At 44.6% G+C, this 14,159-nt stretch carries 12 protein-coding genes; 3 read left to right on the top strand and 9 right to left on the bottom strand.

Going from position 1 to position 14,159, the window contains the following annotated elements; all coding sequences use genetic code 11:
- Positions 1–339 precede the first annotated feature (339 nt).
- On the bottom strand, positions 340–2,904 hold the full coding sequence (locus BW947_RS06215) for an acylase (protein ID WP_076497616.1): 2,565 nt from the start codon (positions 2,902–2,904) through the stop codon (positions 340–342).
- A 269-nt stretch (positions 2,905–3,173) separates the two neighbouring features.
- Between BW947_RS06215 and yjjX the strand changes: the two genes are divergently transcribed.
- The 3 genes from yjjX (at position 3,174) to BW947_RS06230 (ending at position 5,354) form a co-directional block, all read left to right on the top strand.
- On the top strand, positions 3,174–3,734 hold the full coding sequence (gene yjjX / locus BW947_RS06220; RefSeq protein WP_076498038.1) for an inosine/xanthosine triphosphatase: 561 nt from the start codon (positions 3,174–3,176) through the stop codon (positions 3,732–3,734).
- A 4-nt stretch (positions 3,735–3,738) separates the two neighbouring features.
- Entirely contained in the window at positions 3,739–4,806 is a 1,068-nt protein-coding gene (locus BW947_RS06225) for a bifunctional helix-turn-helix transcriptional regulator/GNAT family N-acetyltransferase (protein WP_083948150.1), read from the top strand.
- 341 nt (positions 4,807–5,147) lie between these two features.
- Positions 5,148–5,354, top strand: a complete 207-nt coding sequence (locus BW947_RS06230; protein WP_076497618.1) for a DUF3565 domain-containing protein — start codon at positions 5,148–5,150, stop codon at positions 5,352–5,354.
- Between the two features lie 893 nt (positions 5,355–6,247).
- Here the strand turns inward: BW947_RS06230 and BW947_RS06245 are convergent.
- From BW947_RS06245 to BW947_RS06275, 8 genes are all read right to left on the bottom strand, one after another.
- Positions 6,248–6,739, bottom strand: a complete 492-nt coding sequence (locus BW947_RS06245; protein ID WP_143562211.1) for a hypothetical protein — start codon at positions 6,737–6,739, stop codon at positions 6,248–6,250.
- 599 nt (positions 6,740–7,338) lie between these two features.
- The gene (locus BW947_RS18695; RefSeq protein ID WP_159436979.1) at positions 7,339–7,515 is read right to left on the bottom strand and encodes a hypothetical protein; all 177 of its coding nucleotides are present in this window, start codon (positions 7,513–7,515) and stop codon (positions 7,339–7,341) included.
- Between the two features lie 231 nt (positions 7,516–7,746).
- Positions 7,747–8,964: an NADH:ubiquinone reductase (Na(+)-transporting) subunit F gene (nqrF, locus tag BW947_RS06250; protein WP_076497625.1), complete on the bottom strand. Its 1,218-nt coding sequence runs from the start codon at positions 8,962–8,964 to the stop codon at positions 7,747–7,749.
- Between the two features lie 75 nt (positions 8,965–9,039).
- Positions 9,040–9,648: an NADH:ubiquinone reductase (Na(+)-transporting) subunit E gene (gene nqrE, locus BW947_RS06255; protein WP_076497627.1), complete on the bottom strand. Its 609-nt coding sequence runs from the start codon at positions 9,646–9,648 to the stop codon at positions 9,040–9,042.
- 9 nt (positions 9,649–9,657) lie between these two features.
- Positions 9,658–10,278, bottom strand: a complete 621-nt coding sequence (locus tag BW947_RS06260; RefSeq protein ID WP_076497629.1) for an NADH:ubiquinone reductase (Na(+)-transporting) subunit D — start codon at positions 10,276–10,278, stop codon at positions 9,658–9,660.
- Complete coding sequence (locus BW947_RS06265) at positions 10,275–11,081, bottom strand: Na(+)-translocating NADH-quinone reductase subunit C (RefSeq protein ID WP_076497631.1); 807 nt, start codon at positions 11,079–11,081, stop codon at positions 10,275–10,277. The genes BW947_RS06260 and BW947_RS06265 overlap by 4 nt, the downstream gene beginning before the upstream one ends.
- A complete protein-coding gene (locus tag BW947_RS06270; RefSeq protein ID WP_076497633.1) occupies positions 11,071–12,339 on the bottom strand; it encodes an NADH:ubiquinone reductase (Na(+)-transporting) subunit B in 1,269 nt (422 codons plus the stop codon). The genes BW947_RS06265 and BW947_RS06270 overlap by 11 nt, the downstream gene beginning before the upstream one ends.
- A complete protein-coding gene (locus BW947_RS06275) occupies positions 12,339–13,709 on the bottom strand; it encodes a Na(+)-translocating NADH-quinone reductase subunit A (RefSeq protein ID WP_076497635.1) in 1,371 nt (456 codons plus the stop codon). The genes BW947_RS06270 and BW947_RS06275 overlap by 1 nt, the downstream gene beginning before the upstream one ends.
- Positions 13,710–14,159: the final 450 nt, after the last annotated feature.

A 14,159-nucleotide genomic window follows, 5' to 3' on the forward strand; every position in this document is an offset into this window, starting at 1 on the left:
GGATGCAGATCTCTGATTTAACGTAATAAATCATCAATTTAACAGCAAAAAACAAACACTAAAACCCCATTAGATCACAAATTTTTCACCAAAAGCCCAATGTCGTGACATTGCCTGTGCGTTGATAAAAACAGCTAAATCAATTTGAGTCACAAAAATCCACAAAACATGACACAACACCACAAACTTGCGGGTAAAGTTGATCCGGATCACTGTTGGCAATGTTAAATTTTTACAAATAACTATCAGTTTTTACCCTGCATAAAAAATGGCTCAGCGCGAATTAAACTTCACGGTGAGCCATTAATAATAAACGGTGAGCAGTTAAATCTATCGAGTTTAAGGTTTCTGTAAACTCAACTCCGTTGTTGATAACACTGCAGGGGCGATATCCGCCTCTTTAAACAACAGCGGCCTGAAGCTTTTTTCAGTCGAGTACAAGATACTTTGATCGGCAAAAGCTGGAGTTAAGATATTACTCGACTCAGAGTAAGTTAAAATCCCCCGCGCTACTGGCCCCTCGTCGGTAAAATGCACCGCCATCATCCAGCTCGAACCGTAACGGACTTGATATCCCTTCGCGGTTAAACCAGAGCTCATCGCCTTACCCGTGACCACATCCATAACTGGTGCGTATTTGTGCTGCGGGATCAAAGTGTCATCGCCCGACAAACTGGTCGAGAACACGTTAAAGCCACCTTCAGTATTATGGCTACCCGGCCAAGGTAAACGTGTTCCACTTGGCGTTCCATCGGGCAGAGATTTTTCCACAAACTGCACATCACCTAATGGTGCATCTAAGGCAAAGCCTGCCGCCTCAAGGTTAAGTGCACCGTAAGCCAAGGCGACTAATGCACTGCCATCGGCAGTTAACGTTTTAGGAGTTGTGGCCGCATTAGCGGGATCAAACCCTTGGGTCAACATCGTCGTTTGGCTAAACTGGTGAGCAAACTCACGCACTAAGACGCCGCCTTTGCTGTCGTTATCTTGCTTACCATTCCATGCTTTTAACGCTGCACAAGCCGAAGTGACATCTTTTGATAAACTCGCTGACACCACCACAGGTGTGCTGCCTTGGGCATCACACTGGGCAATCAAATCAGGCAGCACTAGCTCAGCTAAATAACTGCGATTAGATAACACCGCTGCTTCAAGCTCTTCCAAACTAAACTTGCCATCTGCACCAGCGGCATCTTGCATTAAGCTCAGCCCCATACGTGTACGCAGTGATAACTGCCCCGCTTCTACACCATACATGGGCGAGAAATAAGTGAGTGGTTCATTTAAGTTTGTTGACCAGAATGAATCATTAGAGTTTTGCACAAAGTCAGTGCGTTCAAGTTTGGGCGCACGCTCATAGGGTGTTGGGCCATCGAAACTGAACAGCGAGGTATTACCGGGTAAAATCGTAAAGCCTGCTTTCTCTTTTGCCGCCTTAATGTCTGGCGAGGTTTTGAGTAACACTACCGCCGCTTCTGACAATCCCGGCACAGTAGAATCGTCAATATAGAAGGCATTACCCTCTTTATCGGCATACATAGTGTTATTAAAAATAACCCCGTCGTAATCTTTAAAGGCTTGTTGAAACTCTTCTTTATTGGTCGCCATATCCATTGCTAGCCAATGGTCAACCGGATCCATATTGCCCATATTGGCATCTTGGAGCATAAAGGCGCCGCCATCATCCCAACCAAATGGCGCTAACGCAGCGGGTGCTTCGACCATAGGGCCTTTGGCTGTGGTATAAATATCCTTCTCAGCCACCAGCATGCCCGCTGGGCCGCCATTAACTAAAATCGATACTGTCTCTTTGGTGATCGGCAACGGTTTACCATCAAACAGATATTGCATCCGATCGCCTGAGACTAACTCAAGGTTATATATCACAAAATGTTCAGCAGTTGAAAAGGTATGCGTCCAAGCTAAGTCTTTATTAAAGCCGATATTAATCGGTCCAGGCATACCGACTAGCGAGCCACCCATCATGTCTAAATGCCCAGGAATAGTGATATGCGACTGCCAAAAACGCAGGTTGCCCGTATGCGGGAAGTGCGGATTACCCAGCACCATACCTTTACCATTTTCAGTTTTATCTTTACCTAACCCCCAACCGTTGGAGCCTAACTCACCAGGATTGGTCTCTGGCGTAGTAATACGAGCCACGCGGGCAATCAACTTAGATTGCATATCGGCAACAAATGCCGTTTGGTCTTGGCTTGGCGCAGGCCCAACAATACGCGGCATATATTCCTGCGCATCCCCTGGGTTAGCGTAGAAAATCAAATCGAGAAAATTAGCCGCGCCCGGTAATAACGCGATAGAAAACAGATAGGTGACCACATCCTCTGGTGCTATGGCTTTCACCCAAGGCTGACCACCACAAAAAGGTTCAGCCGTTTGTTTGCCCGCTTCGACATCTGCAAGATATTGGTTATAACCAGAGGTAAAACCTTGGATTAATGCCCGTGAATTTTCACTAAAACTAGGCCATTTTTCTTCGGCTTGTGCCCTGATTTTTAATGCTTTATAGGCAAAGTCTGAAATCAAGTTGCCGTTATCTTCAGCCGTGGGTAGACCGGTCGTAAAATCAATTGACGCATGGGGGCCAAAATACATAGAGCGCTGCGAGTTAGCTTTAATAAAGCCATCGGCTAACACACATAAATTATCTTGCGCTTGTGCATAACCGCTACCAAAACCTAGGCTTTCTAAGTTATCGGCTTGGATATGCGGCACACCGTAGGTAGTACGGCGAATACTGGCTTTGAGTAAACCATTAGGCGCAAAAGTTTGTAATTGGGTTTCAGGTTCGGTAGGCGTAGAGCTATCGTCGCTATCGTTACAACCTGCGAGTATGACACCGCAGGCCATTCCCATTGCGATCATGAGTTTGTTGAATTTCATTATTATTATCTCTTGGTTTTGATTCCTTCAATGACATTGCCTTACTGCCTGTCCAGACAAATGACTGAAGGAGCAATAGTTGCATGTCGCTTCCTAGTGCCTAAGCTGGCTATTTTGCCTCCCCTACTGTTGGCTTTTTTACTGAGCTTCACCAAAGACTGTGGCAAAATAGAAAACCCAAACGCTTAGACACCTCAGACCATTTAAGCAATGATTCAAACGAGCGTCCACATTAATAACCAAAATAAGCAACATATATGAAACAAAGTGTGCAGCGAAAAATAATTAACATAAAAGTGGGCTCTAAAAACCCAGTTAAAATCAATGCAGCAACGACGGCGATGGCGCAACTGTTCCCCGATAGCATTATCGAAGTAAAGGGTATGGATGCGCCTTCAGGCGTAGCGGCGCAGCCAATGACGGATAGTGAAACTCGCCAAGGCGCGATTAATCGGGTGCACTATTGTCAACAACAAGACACGCAAGCAACCAAGGCTGATTACTACTTTGCCATGGAAGGTGGCGTTGATAACTTTGACTTTGGTCCAGCCACTTTCGCCTACATCGCTATTGGTCATAAAGACCAACTCGCCATTGGCCGTAGCGCAATTTTGCCGCTGCCAATGCAGGTTTATCGCGCATTAGAAGCAGGTGAAGAACTCGGGCATGTGATGGATAGGTTATTTAACACCATCAATATCAAGCAGAAAGGTGGCGCTATTGGTTTACTCACCCACGGGCATGCAACCCGTGAAAGCAATTACACTCAAGCGATAATTCTCGCCATGGCGCCACTGCTAAATCCCGATATTTACGCACAAACTTGTTAGTCACATGTTGCAAGCGCAGTTGAAGCCCGCTAACTTAGTTGTGACCTACAACCAAACCTATTCAGCTATGGCGCTAACAAATGCAGTATCGACTCAAGGCTCTGCAATAATGGCGACGCAAGTTAAGCCAACGCCTCAAACTAGGCAAACGGCTGAGCCAGACTCATCCACAGAGCTCAGGCACTTATCTCGCTATCTGGTGAGAAATTTAGGCATGCTCAACGCCGCCTTTGGAGACTTGCCTCTCTCGCCCGTGCAAGCACATACTTTATTTGAGCTAGGTAAGCAGCCATTAACCATCAAAGAGCTGGCCTGCAAACTCAGCATCGATAAGTCCAACGCCAGTCGAGCGATTAAACATCTGGTTGATAAAAATCTTGCCCACAGTCAAATTCACCCACGGGATAACCGCTGCTTAGTGGTGCAACTCACGCCAGCGGGTAAAAAATTACTCGTAAAATTAGATACGCAGCAAAATCAATTATTTCAAGAAATTTTAGCCCAACTAACCTCTGCACAAACCTCACAAATAGAAGAAGCTCTTATGTTATATAACCAAGCCGTACATAACGCCAAGCAGCAAAGTGGTTGTCAGATTCGCCAAGCCACAGCCCAAGATGATGCCGCAATCGCCAAAGTCATCCGCGATGTTTCTGCTGAATACGGTTTAACCGCAGATAAAGGCTATGGCGTGGCAGACCCAACCTTAGATTGCCTCAGCCAGATTTACTCCCAAGCGGGCGCCAACTATTGGATTATCGAATTAGAAGGCCGCATTTTAGGTGGTGCTGGCATTGCGCCTTTAGCCAACAATGATGGCATTTGTGAACTGCAAAAAATGTACTTTATGCCCGAAATTCGCGGCAAAGGACTCGCGACACGCTTAGCGTTAATGGCACTCGATTTTGCCCGCGAAACGGGTTATCAAGGCTGTTATTTAGAAACTACAGCGGTACTAAATGAAGCGGTAAAACTCTATGAGAAATTGGGCTTTGTGCATTTATCAGCACCGCTAGGTAACACAGGCCACGATGCCTGTGAAATACCGATGTTGCTAGAGCTTAATCAATAGAACATGCAGCGGTGTTACAGGAAGGCGTGTAGGAATCAATCGATGCAAGCGTCAAGGGGAACAATAATGACTACCATTGATCCCCACTAATTTGACGCACTTTAGTTTTATTAGCATCCCCCTTAATAAGCACGATGATAAAATCTATATCGTTAACCGTTATTTAGGGCAACAATGCCAATCCTAACGACCACTTATGCGCTAGCATGTTAACTACTTACTTTTTAACATTTATAAATCAATATATTTGTACATTCCTGATGATTTTTGTGTATAAAAAACGATAGAGAAATGATAAATTACAGTTAATACATATAGTTAAAAATAAGGCTAGGTGTTTTTTGGAACAACCGATAATAGGTTTCCATCTTGATACAGAGAATCATTGGGTGGCGAAATTAAGTTGCGGTCACTTTCAGCATGTACGCCACAACCCTCCGTGGTCAGTAAGACCATGGGTAATATCACAAAACGGAAGGACGGGTATGCTTGGCTTTAAATTGAACTGCAAGAAATGTGATACAGGCTCACCGCCAGACCAAGAATAAGTATGGTTTCGTTTGCCCCTGTAAGCCGTGCCTCACAAGCGACTCAAACGTAAGCAATATAGATCTATTGTCCTAGATGCTTTAGTCCCAAAGCTAGTTACTTTCTCAATTGCACTATTTTCATTGCTATTATTTTTCCTGTGACACGCCATCTTTTGATTTAATAAGAAGCATCCCTATAGGCTCGACGCCATCTGCTGCACATAGATGTACGAATGTTGCGATCACATTGAGCGAATGAACAACCATATCGTCAGCGGTCACTGCTGCAACAATGCCAATCCTTATCAACCCTCTAACTGTTAGTTTAGCTAAAAAACTATTGCCCAAAAATGGGTTTCACAGCTCAAAAGGGAAATTGGCCAAGTAAAGCTTTGCCTATAGAAAAATTGATGTGAAAGGATCCCATTACAATTCGACCTAGAAGTTATGCATGTCCCATCTTTCGATTGCGGCCTTTCGGCCGAGGTGAATCAAAGTCGTGGGGCTTCACCCCACACCCGACCAAGGAGGACTGCTCGTCCTATCCTCCTTGGATTCTCCAAGACGCCCCTAACGGAGTTGAAAGCTCCTTAGGCATTAAGCGTCCTTATGCTATCGCGTCAGACGCTCGTCCCTGATTCGACTGACGCTATCTCGGCATCCATGCCTCGCTCACGCAACAAACGCAAATGCCCTGCGGCAACTCCGAGGGGAAGAGGAACTTCTGTAGTCTCTGTGTAGACTGTAAATCCTGCATAGAGTTGTGCCTGTCACATCCTTCCCATCTCCACAAAAGGCAGGTATTTTTTAAGCATGGTTTTCCGCGGGTTAACGTGCCTACGCTTCACAGCGTTGGCTAAGTACACTCAGGGAATTTTGGACGGAGAAAAGTATACCCGTTAACGGGTACGTTAATTGTTTTGAGCATCTTTTATACGGCCAATCTGAACTTGTAACGACTGAATTGTCCAATTAAACCATGGTTTACTCAGCGGAAATAACGCATCTCCTAAATCTATCAACTTGATATTGTCTTTAATATATAAAACATCGAATATCATTTTATTTAATACATCAATCTCTTTAAACAACTCGTCCATACTGAAGTTATTTATCACTAAAAAATCTGGGATTAATTCAAAGGAACTATGACTCATGCAATCATGTTTTATTCTATAAGGCTTCAAATCAATTAATGTAAATTCAAACTTGCACTCCAACCCTAATTTAGGGAACAGTTTTTTAAGTTCATCGCCAATGAATTTAATTGCTTCTATTTGATATTCAAAAATAACTTTACTAAGGTGAAAGTATTCACCAGTTTCAACTGTATTTTTATACACTTCCTGAAAAGCACTTTTTTCAAAAAGTGAGGTAATAAAACTTTTATACATTTCAGGCAAAACAGCCTCATCAGCCTTAAAATTAAAATTCTCAGGAGTATTTTTAGGAAAAAAACACGATAAAATCTGTTAAAATCACTCAGCACAAGCAAATTATTTAGATTAAGTTTTTCATTCAATTCTTCTTTGATAGTTTTCCTATGGCTGTAAAAGTTTGAATATTTATTTTGCATTGTAGTTATTCGGATTTGCTCTTGCGTTTCCTCACTCTTATGCACAAGTGCAACAATCGCAAGCAAAGCTGCAGTAGCTTTCACAATATCTATAGGTAAAGCAAATAAGTCAATGAACCTATCAAAACAGTCACTTGCTCCACAGAAGTGGATATTTTTAGTAAATACATCTTCTGTTAAAATTATTACAGAACAAATGAACGCAAGTACCGCGCCAAAACAAAGTGTCAACTTAAATGGCAAATAATCCCACAATCCTTTGATACTCATAAAAGTCCTCTAAATTTTTTCCCATAATATTCAGTGGGTTTTCTTCTTGCAACATCTAAATCAAATCAACAAACTCAACATTCACATTTTTTATATTCCATTTGCCAACCTGATTAGTGTTCATATCCTTCATTTCCATAATCCAACAGCACCAGCTTAGCTAGTACACGACGGCTTATGTCCATTTTTATGGTCAGCGGCGCAGCTTAAGCAACCATAGCTGATAATGGTCGCGTTACCTAAGGCAGTTTTATCGGATTCAGCTAGTCGTTGCCTTAAGGCAAAGATAGGCGCAAGGCCACTGGCGCAGCCTTTGCGAATCACATGCCCCACCAAGGTGGCGCTTTACTGGGGCAGGTCATATCGGCAATTTTTTCGGCAACGAAAACATGGCGACCCAATATTAAATTGTCTTGGTGTTCAATTATGTATAACAATCTTTCAGGTTTATAAGGAGATTAGAGTAATAAGATTATTGCTATAAAGTGGTCATTCGCGGCAATGCTATAAACAAAAATCGCGTTAAGCTGGGCCTAACGCGATTTTTTATTACTCACTTACAACCTAATCGCCAAAGTCATCGAGTAGGATGTTTTCTGGTTCAACACCTAAGCTTTCAAGCATTTTAATCACTGAGGAGTTCATGATTGGAGGACCACACATGTAGTACTCACAATCTTCTGGTGCCTTATGATTTTTAAGATAATTCTCATAAATCACATTATGAATAAAGCCGGTGTAGCCAGTCCAATTATCTTCAGGCAATGGCTCAGATAACGCCACATGCCAAACGAAGTTTTCATTCTCAGCCGCTAGAGCGTCAAAATCTGCTTGGTAAAACACTTCACGGGTTGAACGGGCGCCGTACCAGAAGCTCATTTTTCGAGTGGTTTTTTTGCTCTTAAGCTGATCGAATATATGTGACCGCATAGGCGCCATACCCGCACCGCCGCCGATAAACACCATTTCAGCATCGGTCTCTTTTACAAAGAACTCACCAAATGGTCCGGAGATGATCACGGTATCGCCCGCTTTCAGACTGAAGATATAAGATGACATTTTACCCGGCGGTACATTGGGCGATGGCGGCGTTGCAATGCGCACGTTCAGCATAATGCGGCCCTTTTCATCGGGATAGTTCGCCATAGAATAAGCGCGCAACACTTCTTCGTTGACCGTTGATACTAGGTCAAATAAACCGTATTTATCCCAATCGCCACGGTATTTTGTTGGAATATCAAAATCAGCGTATTTCACCACATGGGCTGGCGCTTCAATTTGAATATAGCCACCCGCTTTAAAGCGAACATCTTCGCCTTCGGGTAATTCGAGTAATAACTCTTTGATAAACGTTGCTTTGTTATCGTTAGAGATCACTTTACATGGCCACTTTTTCACCCCGAAAATTTCTTCGTCGATCTCTAGCTCCATATCGGTTTTCACCGATACTTGGCAAGCGAGACGACAACCTTCTTTGGCTTCTTTCTTGGTGATATGACCCATTTCGGTCGGCAGAATATCCCCGCCGCCCGATTTAATGGTCACGCGGCACTGGCCACAGGTTCCGCCGCCACCACAGGCTGACGGAATAAAAATACTCTGGCTTGCTAACGCGCCGAGCAACTTGTCACCCGCCGCAACTTTAATGCTTTTTTCAGCGTCGTCATTAATGCCGATAGTGACTTCACCCGTTGTCACTAATTGTTTTTTGGCGAGTAGAATCACTATCACCAACAGACACACTACAAGCGTAAACATGCCTATGCCAATTGCCATTTCCATCGTATTACCCTTTTCTAGCTCTTTCTAAAAAGAATGCGGTTACGCTTTCTCAGCTAATGGTTCGCCTGCAGCTCTTTACAACGAGATCCCAGAGAAAGACATAAAGCCCAGCGCCATTAAACCTGTGGTGATAAAGGTAATACCAATACCCTGTAAACCCTCAGGAATCGCATTGAATTTCATTCTTTCGCGCAGTCCCGCCAGCAGCACAATCGCTACCGCCCAGCCGACACCCGAGCCCATAGCAAACACCACTGACTCACCGAAGTTGTAGTCACGGTTAGCCATAAAAATCACTCCAGCAAAAATCGCGCAGTTTACTGTGAGTAAAGGCAGGAAAATCCCGAGGGAGTCATACAGGCTAGGAATGTATTTATCTAAAAACATTTCCAGGATTTGCACTAACGCCGCAATCACACCGATAAAAGTGATCAATTGCAGGTAGCTTAAATCGATACCGGGTAAACCCGCCCAAGACAATGCACCGGGCGCAAGCACTTTGACGTAAATCAGCTGATTTAACGGCACAGCTAAGGTCATTACCACAATCACGGCGACGCCTAAACCAAAGGCGGTAGACACCTTTTTAGACACGGCCAAGAAGGTACACATGCCTAAAAAAAACGACAGCGCCATATTGTCGATAAATGTGGCCTGCAAAAATAGATTTATATAGTGTTCCATATCAGCTCCTTAACCCCGTTTCCGCTGGATCACATTGATGGTCCAAATCAACACACCGATCAGGAAGAAGGCGCTCGGTGGTAGCTTGAACATCTCGTTGGGTAAATACCAGCCGCCGTTTTCAATGGTGGTAAATATCGGATGACCAAACAAATTACCGGTACCTAGTAGCTCACGCACAAAGGCCACACTTATCAAAATCAAGCCATAACCGGTGGCATTACCGAGCGCATCGACAACCGCTAAATGCGGTGGATATTTCATCGCGAAGGCTTCTGCTCGGCCCATGATGATACAGTTGGTAATAATTAATCCTACAAATACAGATAGTTGCTTTGATAGCTCATAAGCCACATCCTGCAATACCATATCGACGATAATCACCAAAGAGGCGATAACGGTCATCTGCGCGATAATACGCACACTGTTAGGGATAAAGTTACGGATAGCGGAGATAATTAGGTTAGAAAACACCAACACAAAGGTTACCGCCAGTGTCATGACCACTGCGGTTTGCATTGAGTTACTGACCGCCAGTGCCGAGCACACGCCCAGCACTTGCATCGCAACGGGGTTATTGGCAAACACTGGCCCGGTTAGCATGTCACGCATGGATAAAGTGTTACTCATTTTGCCTCTCCCAACTCACCTTGCAATTCACCCTGCGCGGCCGTCGCTTTCAGCTGGTTGAAAAAGGTTTGAAACCCTTCCACGCCAAACCAAAACTCCATTGCCCGCTGCACGCCGCGACCTGTCATGGTTGCGCCACTCACCGCATCCACACCGTGAACATCGCCTTGTTTAGCGCCGCCTTTCACAAGACGTATCGAAAACTTACCTTTTTCATCAAACAATTGTTTACCTTTCCACAGTGACATCCACTTAGGATCCGTTAAAAAATCGCCGATACCTGGGGTTTCGCCGTGCTCGTAAACGACTAGCCCTTTAATGGTGTTGAAATCGGGTTCAACCGCCACATAGCCGTAGATCATAGACCACAAACCTTTGCCATAAAAAGGCACCACCACGCTGGTTAACTTGCCGTTGGCATCTAATACTTTAAACACACGGGCATCGTTCGCACGGGTTTTAATCTTGGCGATATCTTTTTTAGGTGTACTTGATGTCTCAGGATTAATCGCCGCCATACGCTCATCAAAATCGAGTACGTTAGCGTCTGAGTCCACATTACCTGTGTCTAGGTTGATCAATAAGGGCTGAACGGATTTAGCGAAAATCTCCCTAAACTCATTGCCCTGACCTAAATCTACATCGGCGGCCATCAGCACATAACGTTGTACTTCGTCGCGCTTTTTAGCCACTTTACGTTCTTTTAATATGCCAGCGGTGCCTGTAATCATAAAAGAGCACAACAAACAAAGCGTAATGGTGAAGACCATAGTCCCCGCCACAGTATCTTTTTTAAATTCCATGACGTTTAATTCTCCGTTTGATGTTGGCGCGGGCCACCAAATAATCGAACAACGGCGCCCAAAGGTTAGCGAACAAAATCGCTAACATGACTCCCTCTGCCATTTTTGGATTTGCCACACGGATGAGTACAGTCATAAAACCAATCAAGGCACCATAGGCAAATTTACCTTGGCGGGTATAGGAGGTCGTCACCGGATCGGTAGCCATAAACATCATCGCCAGCGCAAAACCGCCTGTCACCAAATGCCAAGTCCACGGCATGTGCATCATTTGATTGCTACTAGAACCAATGTAATTACAAATAGTTGCCGTTGCTATCATGCCCAGCATCACGCCAACAACGATACGCCAGTCCGCTAAACGAGTGATAAGCAGCATCAATCCACCGAGTAAAATCGCCAGCGTGCTAGTTTCGCCAATCGCTCCCACGGTAAAGCCAAAAAAGTTATTCAACCAATTTGGGTCACTAAAGGCGCTAAACCATGAATAATCAGCAAAGCTCAGTTTACCCGCGGCGGTTTGTGCCAACGCCGTTGCGCCAGTAAAGCCATCGACAGCGACTAATTGTTGTACCGTGGCGACTTCTGACGGATAAGCAAAATAGATAAAGGCAAGACCTGCCAATGCAGGGTTGAGGAAGTTATACCCCATACCGCCAAACAGCTCTTTAGCCACCACCACACCAAAGGAAATTCCCATAGCGACCAGCCACAGCGGAGTCGATACCGACAAAATCAAGGTAAACAGCAGTGCTGTTACAAAGAAACCTTCGTGCAATTCTTGGCCACGTACCCGTGCAAACACCACTTCCCAAAACAAGCTAGTGAGCAGTGCAGTGAGGTAAATTGGCAGATAAAAGCTAAGGCCATAGAGAAATAAGCCCAGTACGCCAGTGTCTTGGCTAAGACCACCGAGCAAGCTATTAAAAATAGCCAATTTCCAGATGTCGGGAGTTGCTAAACCACTTGCTAGCGCGACTTGAGCCTGTAGGCCAATGTTATATAGACCGAATAAAATGGCGGGCAGTAAACACAAACCGACTAGCGTCATGGTGCGTTTTACGTCAATCGCGTCACGCACATGCACTTTACCCTTAGTACTGCGGCCATTGGCGATGACCAATGAGCGCAAAAAGCCCTTCATTGACTTACCGGTGGCGTAGTACTCTTGTTGTAAGTCAGTGGCTTGTTGTAAATCAGTCGCTTGCTGTAAATCAGTGGCTTCCTGTAAATCAGGTTTTTTAACTTGTTTGGTCATTAACCTTCCCTCTCGATAACATCTAGACAGGCACGTAATTCTTTACCAAAGTCATATTTGCCGGGACATACAAAGGTACACAGCGCCAGATCTTCTTCATCTAACTCTAATGCCCCTAAAGCTTGCGCTTCATCGGTGTCACGCACGACTAAGTCTCGTACTAATAAGGTGGGTAAAATATCCAGAGGCATAACGCGATCAAGCTGACCAAAGGCCATCATGGCGCGCGCAGAACCGCCTTGATGCGTCGTAAACTCAAACAGCTTAGTTGCGCCAAACAAACGTGAAGTCACGGCGCGGGTGATAGAGAACTTATCTGTACCACTGCGTACCCAAGACAACATTTCATGGTGTGCATCTTCAGCTAATACTGAGATTTGGTTATGGAATCGGCCTAAAAAGTCATGCACATCTTTAGCGGTATGGCCTGATAGCACAGAGCCTGATACCACCCGCTGATTGCCGGGTTTGATTTCATTGGCGACTAAGGGACTTAACTCAGCGCCCAACTGGGTGCGTAAAAGACGGGGATTGAGCACGCTAGGGCCACCTAAGGCTACAACGCGGTCAGTATACAACTCGCCAGTTTGGAATAATTTGCCGTAGGCAATCACGTCTTGATAACCGATATGCCACACCTGCCGCGCTAAACTCACGGGCAAAGTAAAGTGGATATGAGTACCGACTAAACCTGCTGGATGAACACCATCAAAACGGCGCACCTCAAGTTGCGGCAATGACTCGCTGACAATGGCTTCACCTTTATCCTGGCACAGGTAAACTTTACCTTCGGTTAAACGGCTCAGCACTTGCAATCCCACTTTAAAAGCCTCGGCTTGCTCGGCAATAATTAATCGTGGATTAGCACATAAGGGATTGGTATCCATCGCGGTAACAAAAATAGCCGCAGGCATGGCATCTACCGCCGGCACCCTTGAAAAAGGGCGGGTACGTAAAGCCGTCCATAAGCCACTATTTAGCAGTTGCTTTTGAATCACTTCTCTAGATAACACTGAGACATCGGCGTGAATATCAAATCTAATCTGCTGTTGAGAGTCTAAGCCATCACAACGGATCACCACAGATTGCAGCACTCGGCGATCGCCCCGATTAATGGCCACGACTTCACCACTGGCTGGCGCAGTATAGAGTACGCCTGGCGTTTTTTTGTCCTCAAATAATGGCTGGCCCTTTTGAACCTTATCACCCACTTCAACTAACATCGTCGGTTTTAAGCCAATATATTCTTCACCCATTATGGCCACTAGAGATGGCCTATTGCTGGGTTCAATGATCTGCAAAGGCTCGCCCGCTATGGGTAAATTAAGACCTTTTTTGATCGTTACAATTTGGTTTGAAAAATCTGCCATCACAAATATCAACCATAAAAATTTTTAGATACATTTAGGGTATAGGTTTATTAACAGAAATTCCGCTATTGGCGTCACACTCTGTAGCCAATTCGTAAGTTAAATACATCTATTTACAATTATGCGTGATGTAGATCGGCATATATGCCCGCTTAAACATGTAAATGTAGTTTTATAACCATTTATCAATTAATGCGTTATGGCTGATTTAGCGAAACCATATATTGGAGATATAAGCCCTAAAACAAGGCTTGAGCGCAATAATGTCCTAAAGCTGTTGAAACAGTGCGTTGACGAACAAACTTCAACCAACTAACCCTCTTAATCGAGGATAAAAGGGATAAGCTTGCTGGTTATTTTTAGCGCATTACTTTTTCAGCCAATGTTTTAGTCTTTGCTTTACAGTAAAAGCTTGGTAGCCTCAAACTAAGATAGTTTCCGTAGGAGAAG

The sequence above is a fragment of the Shewanella morhuae genome (assembly GCF_900156405.1).
Classification (GTDB): Bacteria; Pseudomonadota; Gammaproteobacteria; order Enterobacterales; family Shewanellaceae; genus Shewanella; species Shewanella morhuae.